Origin of the sequence: Actinocrinis sp. (assembly GCF_035946395.1) — a bacterium.
GTDB lineage: Bacteria > Actinomycetota > Actinomycetes > Streptomycetales > Catenulisporaceae > Actinocrinis.
In genome coordinates this window covers 1-17,139 of record NZ_DASYZI010000254.1, presented here as the reverse complement: position 1 = coordinate 17,139, position 17,139 = coordinate 1, and the positions used below count along the sequence as shown (strand labels likewise).

Genomic DNA, 17,139 nt, shown 5'->3' with positions numbered 1-17,139 from the left:
CGGCGGCCGAACGGCAGCATTCTCGGCATTGCAACGGGGGTAAGGCGGCGCCCCGGTTATCTGATTTGCCTAGTTAGTACCCTCGCTCAGCTTTCAGCCTGGTACTGCAATGAGGAGGATGCTGTGTCGCACCTTGGTCTTGTCGCGCCCCCATACGTGGGCCACGTCAATACGATGATCGTTATCGGTCGTGAGCTGCGCAGCCGTGGTCACCGCGTCTCGGTGATTTCGACTCTCGACGCCCAGGAGGAGGTACTGCGCGGCAACCTCGAATTCATCCCGGTCGGCGCCGAGGAATATCCGCTCGGCGCGCTGGAACGGTTCACCGACAAGCAGGGGAAGCTGACCGGAGTGCGAGCGATCCGGTTCATCATCAAGGACATGGCGAACATCGCGCTGATGCACGGGCGCGAGCTGCCCGGCGCCGTCACGCGTAACGGCATCGAGGCTCTGGTGGTCGACCAGATCCAGCCGGTCGGCGGGGCGGTCGCGCTGCGGTACGACCTGCCGTACGTCAACGTGTGCAGTCTGCTGCCGCTCAACACCGACCCGGGTGTCCCGCCGTGGACGATGGCCTGGCCCTACCAGGACTCGAACCAGGCGAGGGCCAGGAACAAGATCGCCTATCGGGTCAGGTCCCTGATGCAAAGGCCGCTCGCCAGGGCGGACAACCTCACGCGAGCCGCATGGGGCCTGCCGACCATGACCATGAACCCCGACCAGACGTTCTCCACACTCGCGCAGATCGCCCAGATTCCCGAGTTCTTCGACTTCCCCCGCACGCAGATGCCGGAGAGCTTCCACTACGCCGGTCCGCTGCACGACTACGAGAGCGCCAGCCCCGTGCAGTTCCCCTGGGAGCGCCTCGACGGCAGGCCCCTGATCTACGCCTCCATGGGCACGCTGCTCAACCGCCGGGAGCGCGTGTTCCGCACCATCGCCGAAGCCTGCGAGAACCTCGACGCCCAACTGGTGATCTCCCTCGGCCACCGCGGCGCGCATATCCCGACGGACTTCCCCGGCCAACCGGTCATCGTGGACTATGCTCCGCAGCTCGAACTGCTCAAACGGGCATCGCTGGTCATCGGGCACGGCGGGGCGAACACCGTCCTGGAATCGATGGCCTACGGCGTGCCCATGGTCCTGCTGCCGGTGTCATACGATCAGCCGGGCGTCGCGGCGCGGGCCAAACGCGTCGGCGTCGCCGAATTCATCCCGGTGCACAAAGCCAACACACGCAGACTGCGCACCACGATCGACACCGTCCTGACGAACCCCTCCTACCGGCAGAACGCACAGACGTATCAAAACGAGATCAGAGGAGCCGACGCCGTGGGCCGCGCAGCCGACATCATCGAGCAGGCGTTCCGCACACGCCGACCGGTGCTGAGGACCACGACGGCCTGAGAGGTCGTCCAGAACCTTGTCTTTGGCGAAAATAAACCAGTGGATGACGATGGCGGCGTGTGAGGCGTTCGCAGGACTCGCAATCCGCGCGGCGATCAGAACCAGAAGAGCGTCACTATGCGCCATACCTGGTCGATGAAGAGTCCCGCGGTGCACATGAGAAGGGCTACAGTCTTCACTTTGTTGAGTAGCCCGATGTGCCAGTTGTACAGATCTTCGATCGCCATCCGCCGCACAATGGTCAGCGCCAGCATTGTCAACAGCGCCACCAGGATGGTCAGCGGAACGACCAGCCAGGGCGTGAAGTCGCGGGACAGCTGCGCAAGCCGGACGGCGAACGAGACGATCAACACGCGGGCCAGGTCTCCGTGCAGGTTCCGTTCGACGAGATGCGAGACCGCGGGATGATCGTGGGGGTGGTGAGCAACCATGGCCGCTGCCCGCTGCACCCGCATCGCCCACAGCGAAAGGACGATGACGTAACCGTAAACGGCGACAACCGTGACCAGGAGCACCATCGTCCACATCCACAGCCGTAGGACCATCAAAGTCAGAAGGCTTAGATAAGCTTACACGCCCGGACGAGGCGGCTCCAGTAGAACTACAGTCCAATCGGTGACCGTTGCGGTGATCTCGGCCTCAACCACGCTCGACTTCAACGGGGCCGCAATCCGGTGGACGTCGGCGGATACCGGTCGGCGACGGCGCCGAGCACGTCAGGGCTGGACGCGGCCGCAGGCGCCTACGACACTTACGGCACCGGGTAAGCACGCTGATCCGTTCGAGCAGGCCCGGCGTTCCCGTCTAAGGAGCAGGCCGTGAACCGCGTCCCCTTGGTATCCGCCGTCTGCGCCGCCTTCCTGGCGATGTCCGGGCTGTCGGCTTGCGGCAGCGGTTCGGCCGCGAGCGGCCCGAGTTGCCCTGCGCAGCTTGCAGCGTGGGAGAACGCCGGCGTCCTCGCGGATCTCAAGAAGCTGCCCGGCCAGCTCGACACCGCTGACGATCACCTGTTGGTCGCGGGTATCGGCTCGCCGCTGACCGCCATTCCAGACATGAACGCGGTTCGCAGCGATCTTGAGACGCTGACGAGCGAGGGTGACCTGTTGGCCGCGCACCACGCTCCGGCATGTATGCCGAAGCTGAGCGCCGACTATACGACCATGCTGACGGACTACACGCTGCTGGAAAAGCACGTCGGCGAGTTCATCCAGCAATCGGGGGGCGCGCTCGGCTCGATCGGCGCCGAGCTGGCGGAAGCTACCACCAGTCTCGTCAAGCAAGATGTGGCCGCTGTCCAGAAAGACCTGAACAGCTGACCCGATGCCCCGGCAGGGCGGACGGGCCACGACCAAGGACCTGTCAGCCCCGCGTGACCGGCGTCTCACCAACTGCCGGAAGACCTGGTCGACGTCGGCAGCAAGGCCCACTTCGCAATGCCAGTGCGGCAAGCCGGGGCGGCGAGATCGGAGGGAACACCGAGAGTGCGCCGGACGACCGACCGAGCGCTCAGCGTTCAAGTCCGTCGGGGTACAGTCACGACGCGGGTTCTCTCGACGAACGTCGGGAGGCCGTCCTGTGAAACCGATCCGGAATGCGAGACGATGCCGCCCTCCGACCAGTCGCCGCCGGCCGACATTGACGAGCCTCGCACGGAGCCCGAAGGCGAAGGCGAAGGCGAAGGCGAATCCGCCTCCGACATCGATCACGTCGGCGGACAGAGCGCTGAAGCCGAGGAGCAACTCGACGACGGCTCCGGCACCACCGCCGTGCGGGCCGACGGTTCCGCGCGCGGGCGCCGTCGGACGTGGCCGCGCCGCATCGCGGTCTTCGCCGCAGTGCTCTTACTCGGCGTCACGGCTTTCTCGGCCTGCTTCGATCTCGCCACCAACCAACGCGCATCCGTGCCCGCCGGTCTGACGTACGTGCAGACCGGTGACATCTCCACCCGCTACCGGCAGTGGGGCACGACCGGAACCCCGATCGTCCTCGTGCACGGCTTCATCGAATCCGCCGACACCTGGCAGGGGCCGGCCCCGATGCTGGCCGCGGCAGGTCATCGCGTCTACGCCCTCGACCTGGACGGCTGGGGCTACACGCAGCGGGTCGCCCCGTTCGACCTCGGCCATCAGTCCACGCAGTTGCTCGGCTTCATCGCGGCGTTGCACCTGGACCGCCCGATTCTGGTCGGACACTCCAGCGGCGCCGCGATCGTCGCCGCCGCGACCCTGCGCTCCCCCTCCTCGGCAGGCGGGATCATGTTCCTGGACGGTGACGGGCTGGCCACCGGCGCGGGCCAGAAGACACTGCTCACCAAGCTGTTCATCGAGCCCTACCGCACGACGCTGCTACGCCTGGTACTGCACACCGACGCCGTCATCCGCGCCGTCTACTCCAACATGTGCGGGCCGACCTGCCCGAGACTGGACTCCGCGGGACTCGCCCAATGGCGACGGCCGCTGCAAGTCCCCGGAGCAGAATCGTCGCTCTGGGCGATGCTCAACCTGGGTGTTCCCGGCCTGCCACCGCAGCAACTCGCCGCCTTGGCCTCCCTGCCGGTACCCAAGTCGGTCGTCTTCGGCGCCGACGACTCCGCTTACACGCAAGACACCCCGCAACAGACGGCGGCCCGCATCGGCGCCCCGCAACCGACAGTCATTCCCGCAGCCCGCCACCTCACCCCGGTCAACAGCCCGGCCGCCGTAGCCGCCGCGATCGAGGCACTGGCAGCCCGCGCATGACACTGGCGCTCGAACACGAGGTCGTCGGCGGTCTCGGTCGGCTCCGCATCTGCTTCGAGCAGCAGGCGGAGCCGACCGCGACCACTGGTGGCTGATCGTATGAGCGGATCGGGTACCCGGGTAGATCGTGCGGACTCGGCTACGGCTTGGGCACGGCCGCGCCTGTGAGATCGACATTCCCGGCCCAGGTTCCGTACGAGCCCGTGTACCCGGTGAGGTCCCCGACGGGGCCCCACACGTTGTTCGCGAACGTGTTGTTCTCGACGTCGACGTTGATGCCCGTCTGGTTGCGCAGGTTGAAGGCGCCGCCGTTGAGGTAGTTGTCGGTGATCGAGATACCGGTGTCCGAGGAACCCCGGTCCTGGATGAAGATCGCCGCGGTGGTGTCGCTGCGGACCGGGGCGTCCACGTAGTTGCCGTCGATCACGATGTTGCCGCCGCCCTGGCTGAAGATGCCGTCCAGGTGCGTGGGCGTGCTCGCGGTACCCGTCTGCGCCAAGCCGTGAATCCAGTTGTTCTGGATGATCGAATTGTCGGTCGGATCGATGCCTTGAGGCATGCCCGACAGGTCGTCACGAATCGCGATCTGCGCCTGATTGCCGTAGGCGGACCAGATCGGGGCGACGTCCTCGCCGGAGGGCATCGTCTTTCCGGGCAGCCAGCCGACCGTGGAGTCGGTCACCTTGATCGTCGAGTTGAGCGGGCCGGACGTATCGGGGTGCCCGAGGATCGCGTACCAGGAGTCGCTGGTCCCGCCCTGGACGATCGATTGGGAGATCGTCAGGTTGCCGGTGCCGGTCCAGAAGAAGCTTCCCTTGATCCACACGTGATCGAGAGTCAGATTCGTTTGGTCACAGCGCAGGCCGAAGGACTGCCAGCCACAGCCGCTGGGGGCCGCCCCGCCTGGCTCGTAGACCTTCAGGGCGGACGTGCTCCCCAGGTAGCCCACGCTGCCAGGCTTGACGTAGCCGCCAGGCGAGGACGTCACGACGAGCGACGAAGGCACCGAGCTTGCGCTCGGGGAGGACGGCGCAGAGGTCTTGCTCGCAGAGGCAGAGGCGGAAAGCGATGGGGAAGCGGAGGCGGAAGAGGACGGCGAGGCCGACGCACTGCCGGACGTGACAGCCGGTGCCGGAGCCGAGGTCCCTGTGGACGACGGCTTGAACAGCACGTCGACCCAGTAGTTGCTCGTCTGAGGGGACGCGGTCACGGGCCGAGCAGTCGTGCCGGCGTACGTGTAGATGCCGTTGCCCTGCTGCGACGTCATCTGGTTGGCGACCAGGTCCCCGCTCTGATACGCGACCTTGAAGTAGTTGTCGTCATGCGCATAGTGACCGTGCGGAGCCAGATACGAGGCCTCGTAGGTGGTGGACGCGGTGATGTCGACCGGTGTCGCGAACATGGCGACCTGCCAGCCGGTGGTCGTCTCCTTCGTGAAGGTGACGGCGCCCAGCTGCTTTCCCGCGGCCGACCAAAGCGCTCCGACGTGGGTGCCCGTGTTGCGAGGGCCCTTGTAGAAACGGATCCCGAGAATCTGTCCCGGGACCGCGGAATGGAACCTCATGCCGACGTTGACGCTGTTGGGGTCCGACGAGTCGGCACTCGTCGGCACGGTGCTGCCGGACCACAGGCTCTGAACGGCGACAGCGGACGCGATCTGGCTCACGTAGAAGCCGACGGCGGCGGCGAGCAGCGAGAACACGACGGAAGCGATCGCTACTTTCGATCGCTTCGACCGCGGCCGTTTGGAACGTGATCGTTTCAGTCTGGGGGTCGCGTGTGCACCCATAAGGTTTTGCCGTGCCTCTCCTCCGACCGCCTACCGGGTTAGCTGACGGGTTCGGGCGGGGAGTGCTTTCACCCTACGGCGCCGTGCGCAGGCTGCCGAGGCGGCATTGCGCTCGGCAACAGGGCACGGTGCACCGATTCACCCCAGGGACGTGCGTCTTCGATGACAGTGGGTCCCCGGCTCCACGGCGTGTTGGACCGCGGGCACACCAGTTCAGAGTACCTTCGAACGCTTGAAGCGTATCGAAGGTCGGTATTGCGACACACGGGCCGCCGCGCGAAATGTGGACTCGGCGGGTGCGCCGGTGCCGCCTTTCTGACGGCGTTGACCGGACGCACGGGCTCGACTCTATGAGGCCGTCCCCGGGTCGTGCCACCACATCCCTGCGACTTCAGAGATGTTGGGGAAGTTTTTACCGAACCACTTGCGGTGCGCCATGACCTGGTCGCTCTATGCCACGACACGGATATAGATGTGATACTCGACACGCCGTCACATCCACGCTACGGCAAGGCCTGCGGCATCGTGACGACCGATTCCCGCGGAGGCGGACTGCCCGTCGTGCTCCCGTACGCCTACAGCCACGGCCACGCGTCGGTGAGGGGTGGCACTCCCGGTGTCAGTCATATATCAGAAAATCAAACCGATTCGCTGATTCAAGCCAACCGTTTCCAGCTCGGCGAATCATTGCAGGTTCTGCGTCTGTCGTGGATTTCCGGCGAATCCCTTGGAAACACGCCTCGAAGCCAAGCGGACAGAGCGTCCCGGATCGGGGCGCCGGTGCGCGGCGTTCTGTCTGCTTTCACATGGACGGGCAGGTCAGAGCGTTGGGCTGACGCCCCGTGTTGGTCATCATCTGCCGTGTCTGTATCTAACTGCTGAAGGTCCGAGGCGATCGGGCAGGCGGCAGGCAAATCCGTCATCAGGCGGGAGAGGTGCGCGGTATGGTCACACGGGCGTTGCCGGGGTCGAGATTCCGGGTTCGAAGGCTGACGGCCGCGGCCATCGCGGTCGCCACGGCCGTGGCGGGGATGGCGATCGGCGCGGTGTCCGCCGTCCCCGCCGCCGCGGCCACGTCGAACTGCACTGCCGCGTATACGGTGACGAGCAGCTGGCAGGGCGGCTTCCAGGTGGCTCTCACCGTCACCAACAACGGTCCGGCCGTGTCGAGCTGGGCGGTGGCGTTCCGGTTCCCGAGCGGCCAGACGGTCGAGAACGGCTGGAACGGCGCGTTCTCCCAGAACGGGCCGGACGTGTCGGTCGTGAACGAGAGCTACAACGGCGCGCTGGCGACCGGGGCGAGCATCAGCCTCGGGTTCATCGGCCTGGCCGGCAACACCAACAACCCGCCGGCCTACTTCACCATGAACGGATACGCCTGCAACGGCGCGGCGCAGGTGCCCTCGGTGCAGATCACCACTCCGGCTCCGGACACGACGGTCGCTCCGGGCGCGTCGCTGGCCTTTGCCGCGGCGGCGAGCGAGCCGACCGCGTCGATCGCCAAGGTCGAGTTCCTCGAAAACTCCCTGCTGCCCGGCGCTTCGGCCACCCCGACGGTGCTGGCCACCGACACCGCGGCGCCGTACACCTTCACGTGGCCCGCCGTCCCGGCCGGCTACTACAACGTCACCGCCGAGGCGTTCGACAGCGCCGGAGTCTCGGCGTCCTCGTTCCCGATCCAGGTCAGCGCGGTGTCCGCCTCATCGACCGCGCCGCAGTTGCACGTGTCGGGCAGCAAGCTGGCGGACAAGAGCGGCAAGACGGTGCTGCTGCACGGTGTGGACCGTTCCGGCGCCGAGACCAACTGCGTGCAGGGATACGGGATCTGGACCGGCCCGGTGGATCAGCCCTCGGTCACGGTGATGAAGGAGTGGGGGATCAACGCGGTCCGCATCCCGCTGAACGAGGCGTGCTGGAACAGCGAGTCGTACGTGAACGCGGCGTATGCGGGAGCTGCGTATCAGTCCGCGATCAAGTCGTACGTCAACCTCCTCAACGACAACGGGATCGTGGCGGTCCTCGACCTGCACTGGACCGACGGCGCCTATTCCGGGCCCGGCGCGGGCTGCGGTTCCGCGCAGGCGACCTGTCAGAAGCCGATGCCGGACACGGCCGAGGCGGTGCCGTTCTGGACGTCGGTGGCCGGCGCTTTCAAGGGCGACGACTCGGTCGTCTTCGACCTCTTCAACGAGCCGTATCCGTCGCAGGCCGACGCGAACAACGAGACCGAGGGCTGGCAGTGCTGGCTGAACGGCGGCACCTGCGCCGGAATCGGGTACAGCGTCGCGGGTATGCAGTCGCTGGTGAACGCGGTCCGCTCGTCGGGCGCCGACAATGTCCTGATGCTCGGCGGACTGTCCTGGTCGAACGACCTGACGCAGTGGCTCGGCTACGAGCCGACCGACCCCGACAACAACCTGGCGGTCTCCTGGCACTCGTACAACTTCAACGCCTGCGCGCCCCAGTCCTGCTGGACCAGCCAGGTCGCGCCGGTCATCGCCAAGGTCCCGCTGGTCGCCGGCGAGATCGGCGAGAACGACTGCACCGGGACTTTCATCAATCCCCTGATGAGCTGGCTCGACTCGCAGGGCGGCAGCTACCTGGCCTGGACCTGGGACGCCTGGAGCGGTGCGTGCTCCAGCGGCCCGGTGCTGATCACCGACTACACCGGCGACGCGACCGCGTTCGGCGCCGCGTACGAAGCGCATCTGACAGCCCTGGCGGCGGGCTCGTGACCTGACGTCGCCGTCCGACGCACGGCAACAGCTGATACGGATACTTACGCTGCCTCCCGGTCGCACCGGGAGGCAGCGTCATAACAGGGACATGTCATGGCAGGGCCATCGCGGGGCCGGGTCATAACAGAGCCCGCAGTGCGTCCGCGGCTTGTGCGACGCAGTCGGCGAAGCTCGGGGCCGGCTGTGCGGAGAGCCAGCGGGTAAACGCGACGTGGAAGACCGTCACCGCGCTGTGGGCGGCGAGGCTGGCGGCGGGCTCGCCGACGCCGCGTTTGCGCAGCGCCTCGGTCGCCACCTCGGCCATCGCCGCGAGCTTCAGCAGCTCACGCTCCTGTAGACCGGGATTGGCCGCGACGATCTTCGAGCGGCGGATGGCGTGGTCCCGGATGTCCTCCAGCATGCCGCCGCCCGCGGTCATCCCGGCCAGTGCCGCGTCGAGCGGCGAGAGGTCGTCGGCCGCGGCCAGGATCGCGTCATACGCCGTGCGCTCCATGGTCCTGGAGCCGTCGAACAGGACCTCGCGCTTGTCGGCGAAGTGCCGGAAGAACGTGCGCTCGGTGACGCCGGCGCGCTCGGCGATCTCGCCGGCCGTGGTCTGCTCGAAACCGCGCTCGGTGAAAAGCTCCACGGCGGCGCGGATCATCCGCCCTCGTGCGTCCGGTTCCCAGCGACCCATGCCTCCAGTGTAATGACAGCGACTGACATGACCGTGGTATGGTTGATGTCAGTCACTGCCATACCCTTGGAAGGGATGCTCCCATGCGCGTTTTCGTCACCGGCGCCACCGGCTGGATCGGCTCGGCCGTCACCGACACGCTCATCGCCCACGGTCACAAGGTCGTCGGCCTCGCCCGTTCCGACGAGGCGGCCGCCGTGCTGGAGGCCAAGGGCGCCGCCGCCCACCGCGGCACCATCGACGACCTGGGCAGCCTCGCCGCAGGCGCGGCAGCCGCCGACGGCGTGATCCACCTGGCCGCGAAGCACGACTTCACCGACCTCGCCGCGTCGTGGCGCGGCGAGAACGCCGCCGTTCAGCGGATGCTCGACACGCTTGAGGGCAGCGACCGGCCGTTCCTGATCGCCTCCGGGCTGGCGTCGGCCGACATCCAAAGGCCGCTGACCGAGGACGACGCGTCGCCGTTCCACGGCGCGGACTCGATGCGCGGCGGCGGCGAGAACCTGGCCCTCTCCTACGCCGCGCGCGGGGTGCGTCCAGCGGCGCTGCGCTTCGCCCCGACCGTGCACGGCATGCGCGACCACGGCTTCACCGCGATGCTGACGAAGATCGCGAAGGAGCGCGGGGCGGCAGGCTACATCGGCGATGGCTCAACCCGCTGGGCGGCGGTGCACGTCGCCGACGCCGCGCGGATGATTCTTCTCGCGCTGGAGAAGGCCCCGGCTGGTTCACGGCTGCACGCCGTGGCCGAGGACGGCCTGCCCTCCCGCGACATCGCCGCCGCCATCGGCGCCTATCTCGGTCTACCGACGGTCTCAGTCGCACCGCAGGACGCCGAGGCCCACTTCGGCTGGATCGGGCGCTTCTTCGGTATGGACATCACCGCCACCAGCGCGCGTACCCGGCAACTGCTCGACTGGACGCCGACCGGCCCGACGCTCTTCGAGGACATCGCCGCCGGCGCCTACGCACTCCCGGAGTAATTTACCAACACATTAACATTTGACAGGCCACGAAGGATCGCCGACGCGACGGCATCTACTGGAACCCCACCACTGACGCATGGGCGACCAGCACCGGAGCCATCACCGGAACCCCGACCGCCACAGGAACCAGCACTGTCACCGTCACCGCTGGCGACGCCACCGGCGCAGTCGCCAGCCAGAGCTTCATCTGGACCGTAGCGCCGTAATACGAAGACCGGCATCGCGTCCGGGGTCGGTAGCAACGGCCCCGGACACGGCTATCTGTCTGTGGACGGGGTGTCAGCACCAGTTGGAGCTGGAGTCGGGGCCGGATGTACGTGCACATCACCCATCTGCGCTCCCACGGCCAAGCCGGACTCGCGGGCGGTGATCGTTTGTGTCATCGCGCCCGGCATACGCGCACCGGCAGCGCGGTCGTACCAGCGGGTCAGCGCTTCGAGATCCGGCGCGGTGTCCGGTGCCGAGCTCAGCAGCATCGCGAGTTCGAGTTCCCACACGCCCCGTACGACCTCACGTGCCGATCGCGGGTCCGGTGCGGCGCTCACGAGCGCGGCGTTCTCGTCCAAGCGGGCCGCGACCGCGCCGCCTCGCTCGGGATCCGCCCGGTGGAACAGCGCGGCGACGGCGTCGCGCACAGCCCGCCACATGTCCGTGGCCATCGCCGCCACCAATGTCGTCGCTCCGGCGGCGGCCAGCGCGGCGATCTCCCCCTCGGCTCCCATGCGTGCTCCCCTTCCCCGGCCTGTCGCGCCACCTATATACGTGTTGCCATACTGTGTTCCTGCCGCCGTGCCGTATCCGGACGCTTCAATCGTCTGGTGCAGACCTGCCGACGCGCCCGTGTCCGACGTGGGGTCCTGTCGGGGAAGCGGTCCGGCATCGGTGCCGGTGTTCGCGGCGGCGTTGGTGACCTCTTGCGCGGTGACCGCGAGTCCCGGCACGTACAGCCAGGCGTCGTCGCCGTATTTCTTCACCTCGACGCGGACCTTGCGGAAGTCTTCCGGCACGACGCCGGGATAGCCGTGTCCGACCGTGTCCTCGTAGACGTGCCGCGAGACGATCAGCGCCAGCGGGGTGTCCGGCGGCGCCGCGCGCAGCGCGCTACGCAATGGCGCTGCGTCGAGCAGGCGCGCGATCACTTCCATGGTCCCGCCCATCACGTCGCCCTCGCCGTCGAGATGCAGTTCGCCCGCGTGCATCGCGACTCGCACCCGGATGCGGGTACCCGGCCCGGCACCGCGATTGTGCGACCTCAGCCGCGCCGCGAGTTGAGGGATCAGTGGATGGATAAGAGCCGCCTTCGCCGTGCCGGGTGGAGCTACGATCAGCATCCCGTCACCCTTGTCCGCGCGAAGGCAGATTTCCCAGTCGATCCCGGCGAGCCGAAATGAGCTCTCCAGCGCGTCGAAGAGCCGCTCGCGGATCACCCTCAGCGCCACGTCCCCGCGGCCCGAGGAACCTTCGATGTCGACGTCGAGCACCGCACGGTATTCAAGCCCTGCCATCGCGTCTCTCCTGCTCCTGCTCGCGCTCCGAGGCGAAGACATTGGTCTGATCGCCGTGCATCACGGCACTGGCGACCGATCGCCCGGAGGCGACGACGGTCTGTACCGACGCGCCGACGAGCGCGGCGTACGCAGCGGCCGCAGCGCCGAGATCGGCATCGGCACCCAGATCGGGCAGCGCGGCGCCGAGGCGCCTGATCGCCTCCCCGATCTTGGGCAGCGCCACGCCGGGCAGCGTGTCCATCAGGAGACGGCCCAGCGACACCGACGCCCGGAACGCCTCGGTCGCCGCCTCGCTTTGGCCGCGGCGCGAGAGGCGCCCGCCGAGGCGGTTGAACGCGTCGACGAGCCTGGGCAGGCGGAGGGCGACGTCGATCGATCCGTTCGGGCGGCACTTGTCGGCGAGGCGGTGGGCCGTGGCGACCGCCTCGTCATGATGGTCGGCTTCCGCGAGGGCGACGGCAAGGTCGGCCAACGCGCCGTTTCGGAGCGCGTACTGGAATTGAAGAAGGCTGGGATCGCCGTGCACGCCGGCGACGGCAGTACCAGTAGCAGCGGCGATGGGATCCGAAGGACCTTGTTCGATGCGGGCCAGTTCCCGCAGCGGTTCGAGTGCTTCGTCGCGGCGGCCGGACGCCGTCAGCGCTTCGGCCAGTCTGCTGAGCGCCACATCGATGCTCTGGCCGTATCGGGTCGGGTCGGCCGCGGCCAAGTGCCGGGATGCGTCGAGAGCGACGCGGGCGACGTCGACCGCGTCGCCCGACCGGCCGTCCTGTTGCAGCAGTTGCGCGCTCAGCGAGGCGCCGAGCGCGACGAGGCCGGACAGGAAGGTCTCCGGCAGGTCTTCGGCAAGCTGCTGACAGAGCCCGAACTGCTCAAGTCGGACCGTGAGCGCTTCGGCGCCGCGGTCGAGGGTGTCGAGGGCGGTCGCGATGGCGTCAAGGCCCTGCGAAATGGCTGGGAGGTAGTGGCGGGCGTTCACGGGGTCGCGGTCCGCCGAATCGCGCAGGACGGCGACGCACTCCCGCCGGATCGCCAGCTCCCACCACGTCCGGCCGAGGGCTTTGAGACATCCGGCAAGTAAGTGCAATGCCTCGGCCAGTCCCGGCAGATGTGCGGCCGGTTGCGCTGTAGCGAGTCGGCGCGTGATATGCAGCGACTCGCGGGCGGGTGCGAGCGCCTCCCCGGGGCGGCCGAGCGTGAGTAGGCACGCCGCCAAGTTGTGCAGGACCGTGGTGTAGGTGGGCAGATGGAGGGCCGGCGGCGAGGATGGCGTCGTGGTCGGCGCCGCCGGTGCCGGGCTGTGGAGAAGTTGCGCCGCTTCGAGCAGGCGGTCCAGAGCGTCCTCGACCCGGCCGGCGTCCGACAGCCATATGCTGAGGTTGGACAGCTTGGCCGCGAGTTCGGGCACGAAGGCGGCCGGGTTCTTCCGGGCCAGCGCGCGGGCGATGCGCACCGACTCCTCGGCCGCGGCCAGCGCGTCTTCCGGCCGGTGGTTGACGGAGAGGCGCCCGGCCAGCTGATCCAGCGCGACGGCCAGGTCCGGAAGGTGGGCTTCCGGTGCGCGGCCCGCCAGCCCCCGGAAGATCTCCACGGCCTGTTCGGCCGGCGCCACGGCCTCGTCGTACCGGCGGGTGTCGATGAGCCGCCCGGCGAAGTTGTTGAGCGAGGCGGCCAGATCGCGCCGCGCGTCAGGATCCTGCGTGGCGTGGTGGCGCCGCAGCCCCAACGCCTCGGCGGCCGGGCCGACGGACTCGTCCCAGCGGCTCAGATCGGACAGCCTGCTCGCGGCCGAGTCGAGCGCCGCCGCGAGGCGGGAGTCGCCGGCAGGCGGACCGGTGAAGCTCCGGGCGAGGGAGACGGCCTCCTCGGCCGCGGTCAGTGCCTCGTCCGGGCGGCCGGTGCCCGCAAGCAGAGTGCTCATATCGATCAGCGCGTCGACGAGCGCGGGAATCCGCTCCTCGTCGACGTCTGCGGCCGTCCGGCGCAGTTGTACCGCGTCGGAGATCGCGGCGAGTGCGATCGGGTAGTCCCCTACGTTCGCCTCTCGCGCCGCGAGGTTGTGAAAGACGTCAGCGCGCGCGGATGGCGCTTCGGTCCGCGCGAGTCTGTGCTCTGCCAAGCGCCGGGTCACGGCGGCCGCTCCGATGTCGAGATCGACGTGACGGGAGCGGGGAAGGCCGGCTTCGACGCCGGCGAGGACGTCCGTGGGCAGCTCGCTTATCGCGGCGAGGCGGCTGAGGGCCGCTGATCCGGCGAGTGGGGCGAGTTGCGGCCGCCGCCGCAGCAGCGGCTCAAGGTGCGCGACGGTCACCTGGGGCCAGCGCCGCGCCGATTCGATCAGTACCGTGACGGCGCGTCCGGCGTACGGCGGCGGCGATTGATCGTCATCATGCGTGCTCTGATCTGCGCTGGGAGCGAGCAGCGCCGTTGCCGCGGACTGCGCCCAATCGTCCGTCGAATAATAACCATGCTCTGATTCCCTGCCGGGCAGGGTCAACGCCAGGTAGTCCTCGGCCAAGCGGTCGGGCATGAGCGGGGCCAGTACCGCGTCGGCTTGCTGCGCGGGATAGCAGAGCGCGTGATCGCTCAGCACGCGCTGCGCTGTCTGCCCGTTGTCCGCGACACCAGCGCGCAGCAGCGCCTCGGCACCGGTGGATGGATCGACTTCGCCGGTCAGGATTCCGATGTAGACGGCACGTGCCATCCGGTTCTCGTCGGTGCCCGACGGTCCGGCGCCCGCGTCGTGCAGTGAACGCCAGTGATCGAGCTCCCGGTCCAGCAGGTAGGAGGACAGCCCGGCCGCGCCCGCCGTGGCGGCGATGGTGCCGGGCGGGGCGCCGCGCGTTGCCGAGTCGACGTCTACCAGTGCCTTCATGTGCACGGTGAGCATCAAGGCGTAAGTCTCGTCGGCGAGGATCTCGGCCGCAGGGTCGGTCAAGCCTGCTTCGTCGATGCCGTATATCTGCGCGAATCGGTCGCGCGCGGACCGGTAGACCGCCGCGCGTACATCCGGATCGGCCGGAAGCGGGCGCAGCCGCAGGGCGTCGGCGTCGACTGCGTTCTTCGCGAACTGGTGCGCCAGCAGCTGCCACCAGCGCTGCGCCGAACGCGCCGCGAGCAGGATTCGTACCCGGTCGCGCGCGGCGTCGGCATGTTGGCGCACCAGGGCGACCAAGTCCCGCACCGGCCAGCGGTCGGCGTAGTCGACGATGAGGACGAGGCCGGGCGGACGCACCGCCAGGCTCTCGTCGCCGCCGCCCGCCGAGGCGAGTTCGCTGCGGTGGCGTACGCGCGCCACGGTCCAGCCGGCCTGCGCGCAGGAGCGGGCGAAGTGGTCGGCGAGCCGGGTCTTGCCCGCCCCGCCCTCGGCGTGTAGGAGCAGGGCGCGCACCGGGGTCGCGGACTCGTCCCGCCACTCCCGCACGTCCGCCACCTCGGGGCGCGGGAAGAACGGCACGATCCCGTGGTGCGCCGACAGCAGCCGGCTCGGCGCTCGGCCCGCCCCGACGGGCCGAGCCCGGGGAGACGTAGGCCACGGTTCGACGCGATAGGGCGGCTCACCGCGATAGATGTAGTTGTACTGGTCGCCGAACATGACGGCGTTCGCCCGAGCGGAGCCCTGAGCCAGGACGTTCTGCACGAACACCGCGCCGACGGCGCCGCTCGCCGGAGCGTCACCGCCGGGGTCTGCGGCGGGGTCTGCGGCGGGACTCATGTCGGCCTCGCAGCGCGGAGCTCGTCGAGGGCGTCGCTGAGCGCGTCCCCGGCCGCAGCGAGCGATCCGGCCAGCCCCTCGGCCACGAGCCAGGCCTGGCGGCGTCCGGCGCTGCGCCCGGATGACAGGCCGTCCGGGTCCAGGCCGGGGTCGGCCGGCCGTGCTGCCAGCATTTCGCCGAGTGCTGTCGCGGCTCGGCGGAACGAGGCACGCGCCGTGGACATCGCCGCGAGTGCGAAGAAATGGGCCGGGTCTTGGTCGAAGGGACCGATAGTGCGGTCGAGCACCGCGTCCACGCCCTGATCCGCCCGCTCCCGCTCGGCGAATCCGGGCGGGGCCGCGCCGCGCGCTTCCCTCCCGATCGCCGCGAAGGCGCGGGCCGTGGACATTTCGGTGATTCCCTCAGCAGGCCATCCATCCGGCAGCGCCAGCCGGTCGCGCACCACGCGGCGGGTCCAGCCGAGCCGGCTTTCGGGGACCGAATTGCTCCACTCGACCGCGTCGACCGCAAGGGTGAGCAGTTCCGGGGCGGTCCATTCCGCTGCGAGGCGCAGCCAGGGCGCGACGATTCCGGCGATGCGCTGCGCCCGCCGCTCATCGGCGACGACCTCGCGGTAGTCGACGACCACGACGACCGCATGTGCCTCAAGCACGGCGGTCCGCGCGTCCGCCGCAGTCATGGCGCCACCACGGGACGACAACGCGCCGTCGCGATTTCGATCCCAGCGCACAGCGGTCCAGCGGCAGCGGATTGCGGACGGTGGCGGCGGTACCGCGCCGACGACGTCACCGAGCCGACAGACGCCGGGGCGAGTGGCATCGAAGATCAGGACTCTGCACTCACACGACGCTGGAGCGGCACCCTGCGCCAGTAGCGCGGCCAGTTCCAGGTCGGCGGCCAGCCCTGCGGGCGGGGCGTCGATGAAGCGGGCTGGGCCCGGCTCGGCGAGCAGAGCCGCCAGACGCCGCCAGCGGGCCGGCCCGGCGAGCGGGTCGGCCCGTGCGCGAGGATGCGGTTCCGCGTTCATGCGGGTGCGGACTCGATGAGGATCCGGCCCTTGTTCCTCGGCGAGCGCATCCTGCCCCGGCGCGCGTAGCGCAGGATCCACACCGGCCGGCCGGGATCCACGACCCTGTACTCGGCCGTCTGATCCCACGGCAGCCGGGGGGTGATCGACTCGTACTGGTCGCGCAGCGGCTCGAAGTTCACGATGTCGAGCGGCAGGATCTGGACGTCCTTGGCCTGCCGGTGGGTGCTCAGCACGCTCGTCCAGTGCTTCAACTCGGCCGCCCACCAGCTGTCTGTCGCGGGCAGCGGGATGGGCACGAGGCCGCGCAGCAACTCGTCGAGCTCGACGAGCCGGTCGAGCTCGCCCGGGCTCTCGGATTGTTCGGCGGCCACCCGGTCCAGGCGCGATTCGGCTTGGTCGTTGAACTGTCTGATCCGGTCCTCGGTGAGGGGCACCAGCTCGCCGGACGTCGCGATGCTCTGGAGGCCGAGCCGCACGGCGGGGTCGTTCGCGGCGAGCCAGGCGAATCGCTCCACGATGAAGAGCCGGTCGGCCCACGGCCTCGGCGCGAG

Annotated in this window: 13 protein-coding genes and 1 riboswitch; of the genes, 6 read left to right on the top strand and 7 right to left on the bottom strand. The window is 68.8% G+C overall.

The window, feature by feature from the left end; genetic code table 11:
- The first annotated feature begins 174 nt into the window (after nt 1-174).
- Nucleotides 175-1,407 carry a nucleotide disphospho-sugar-binding domain-containing protein gene (locus tag VGS97_RS15730; protein ID WP_326854268.1) on the top strand — a complete coding sequence of 411 codons (1,233 nt, stop codon included), beginning with the start codon at nt 175-177 and terminating at the stop codon, nt 1,405-1,407.
- 95 nt (nt 1,408-1,502) lie between these two features.
- Here the strand turns inward: VGS97_RS15730 and VGS97_RS15725 are convergent, their stop codons facing one another.
- Nucleotides 1,503-1,925, bottom strand: coding sequence for a hypothetical protein (locus VGS97_RS15725; RefSeq protein WP_326854267.1), 423 nt, complete (start codon nt 1,923-1,925; stop codon nt 1,503-1,505).
- A gap of 300 nt (nt 1,926-2,225) precedes the next feature.
- On the opposite strand from VGS97_RS15725, the gene VGS97_RS15720 reads away from it, so the two are divergent.
- Nucleotides 2,226-2,723, top strand: coding sequence for a hypothetical protein (locus VGS97_RS15720; RefSeq protein ID WP_326854266.1), 498 nt, complete (start codon nt 2,226-2,228; stop codon nt 2,721-2,723).
- A gap of 285 nt (nt 2,724-3,008) precedes the next feature.
- Entirely contained in the window at nt 3,009-4,145 is a 1,137-nt protein-coding gene (locus tag VGS97_RS15715; protein ID WP_326854265.1) for an alpha/beta hydrolase, read from the top strand.
- Nucleotides 4,146-4,284: 139 nt separating this feature from the next.
- Here VGS97_RS15715 and VGS97_RS15710 read toward each other — a convergent pair whose 3' ends face one another.
- Entirely contained in the window at nt 4,285-5,847 is a 1,563-nt protein-coding gene (locus VGS97_RS15710; protein WP_326854264.1) for a DUF4082 domain-containing protein, read from the bottom strand.
- Nucleotides 5,848-5,946: 99 nt separating this feature from the next.
- Nucleotides 5,947-6,150, bottom strand: a riboswitch (cyclic di-AMP (ydaO/yuaA leader).
- A gap of 728 nt (nt 6,151-6,878) precedes the next feature.
- On the opposite strand from VGS97_RS15710, the gene VGS97_RS15705 reads away from it, so the two are divergent.
- Nucleotides 6,879-8,669 carry a cellulase family glycosylhydrolase gene (locus tag VGS97_RS15705; protein WP_326854263.1) on the top strand — a complete coding sequence of 597 codons (1,791 nt, stop codon included), beginning with the start codon at nt 6,879-6,881 and terminating at the stop codon, nt 8,667-8,669.
- A gap of 121 nt (nt 8,670-8,790) precedes the next feature.
- Here the strand turns inward: VGS97_RS15705 and VGS97_RS15700 are convergent, their stop codons facing one another.
- Nucleotides 8,791-9,348 (bottom strand): TetR family transcriptional regulator, encoded by a 558-nt coding sequence (locus tag VGS97_RS15700; protein WP_326854262.1) that lies wholly within the window; start codon nt 9,346-9,348, stop codon nt 8,791-8,793.
- A gap of 83 nt (nt 9,349-9,431) precedes the next feature.
- Between VGS97_RS15700 and VGS97_RS15695 the strand changes: the two genes are divergently transcribed.
- Nucleotides 9,432-10,331: an SDR family oxidoreductase gene (locus VGS97_RS15695; protein ID WP_326854261.1), complete on the top strand. Its 900-nt coding sequence runs from the start codon at nt 9,432-9,434 to the stop codon at nt 10,329-10,331.
- Nucleotides 10,332-10,384: 53 nt separating this feature from the next.
- Nucleotides 10,385-10,540, top strand: a complete 156-nt coding sequence (locus tag VGS97_RS29825; RefSeq protein WP_414641728.1) for a putative Ig domain-containing protein — start codon at nt 10,385-10,387, stop codon at nt 10,538-10,540.
- A 51-nt stretch (nt 10,541-10,591) separates the two neighbouring features.
- Here VGS97_RS29825 and VGS97_RS15690 read toward each other — a convergent pair whose 3' ends face one another.
- The 4 genes from VGS97_RS15690 to VGS97_RS15675 form a co-directional block, all read right to left on the bottom strand.
- Complete coding sequence (locus tag VGS97_RS15690; RefSeq protein ID WP_326854260.1) at nt 10,592-11,839, bottom strand: hypothetical protein; 1,248 nt, start codon at nt 11,837-11,839, stop codon at nt 10,592-10,594.
- Nucleotides 11,826-15,557, bottom strand: coding sequence for a tetratricopeptide repeat protein (locus VGS97_RS15685; RefSeq protein WP_326854259.1), 3,732 nt, complete (start codon nt 15,555-15,557; stop codon nt 11,826-11,828). The genes VGS97_RS15690 and VGS97_RS15685 overlap by 14 nt, the downstream gene beginning before the upstream one ends.
- On the bottom strand, nt 15,554-16,585 hold the full coding sequence (locus VGS97_RS15680) for a hypothetical protein (RefSeq protein WP_326854258.1): 1,032 nt from the start codon (nt 16,583-16,585) through the stop codon (nt 15,554-15,556). The genes VGS97_RS15685 and VGS97_RS15680 overlap by 4 nt, the downstream gene beginning before the upstream one ends.
- Nucleotides 16,582-17,139, bottom strand: a 558-nt coding sequence (locus VGS97_RS15675) for a hypothetical protein (protein WP_326854257.1), incomplete at its 5' end; no start/stop codon positions are given. The genes VGS97_RS15675 and VGS97_RS15680, both read right to left, overlap by 4 nt.

Bases quoted from the DNA above. Each gene is read 5' to 3' on its own strand.
- VGS97_RS15680 (WP_326854258.1), bottom strand. From the start codon at position 16,585: ATGAACGCGGAACCGCATCCTCGCGCACGGGCCGACCCGCTCGCCGGG.
- VGS97_RS15695 (WP_326854261.1), top strand. From the start codon at position 9,432: ATGCGCGTTTTCGTCACCGGCGCCACCGGCTGGATCGGCTCGGCCGTC.
- VGS97_RS15690 (WP_326854260.1), bottom strand. From the start codon at position 11,839: ATGGCAGGGCTTGAATACCGTGCGGTGCTCGACGTCGACATCGAAGGT.
- VGS97_RS15685 (WP_326854259.1), bottom strand. From the start codon at position 15,557: ATGAGTCCCGCCGCAGACCCCGCCGCAGACCCCGGCGGTGACGCTCCG.
- VGS97_RS15705 (WP_326854263.1), top strand. From the start codon at position 6,879: ATGGTCACACGGGCGTTGCCGGGGTCGAGATTCCGGGTTCGAAGGCTG.
- VGS97_RS15730 (WP_326854268.1), top strand. From the start codon at position 175: ATGATCGTTATCGGTCGTGAGCTGCGCAGCCGTGGTCACCGCGTCTCG.
- VGS97_RS15715 (WP_326854265.1), top strand. From the start codon at position 3,009: ATGCCGCCCTCCGACCAGTCGCCGCCGGCCGACATTGACGAGCCTCGC.
- VGS97_RS15700 (WP_326854262.1), bottom strand. From the start codon at position 9,348: ATGGGTCGCTGGGAACCGGACGCACGAGGGCGGATGATCCGCGCCGCC.
- VGS97_RS15725 (WP_326854267.1), bottom strand. From the start codon at position 1,925: ATGGTGCTCCTGGTCACGGTTGTCGCCGTTTACGGTTACGTCATCGTC.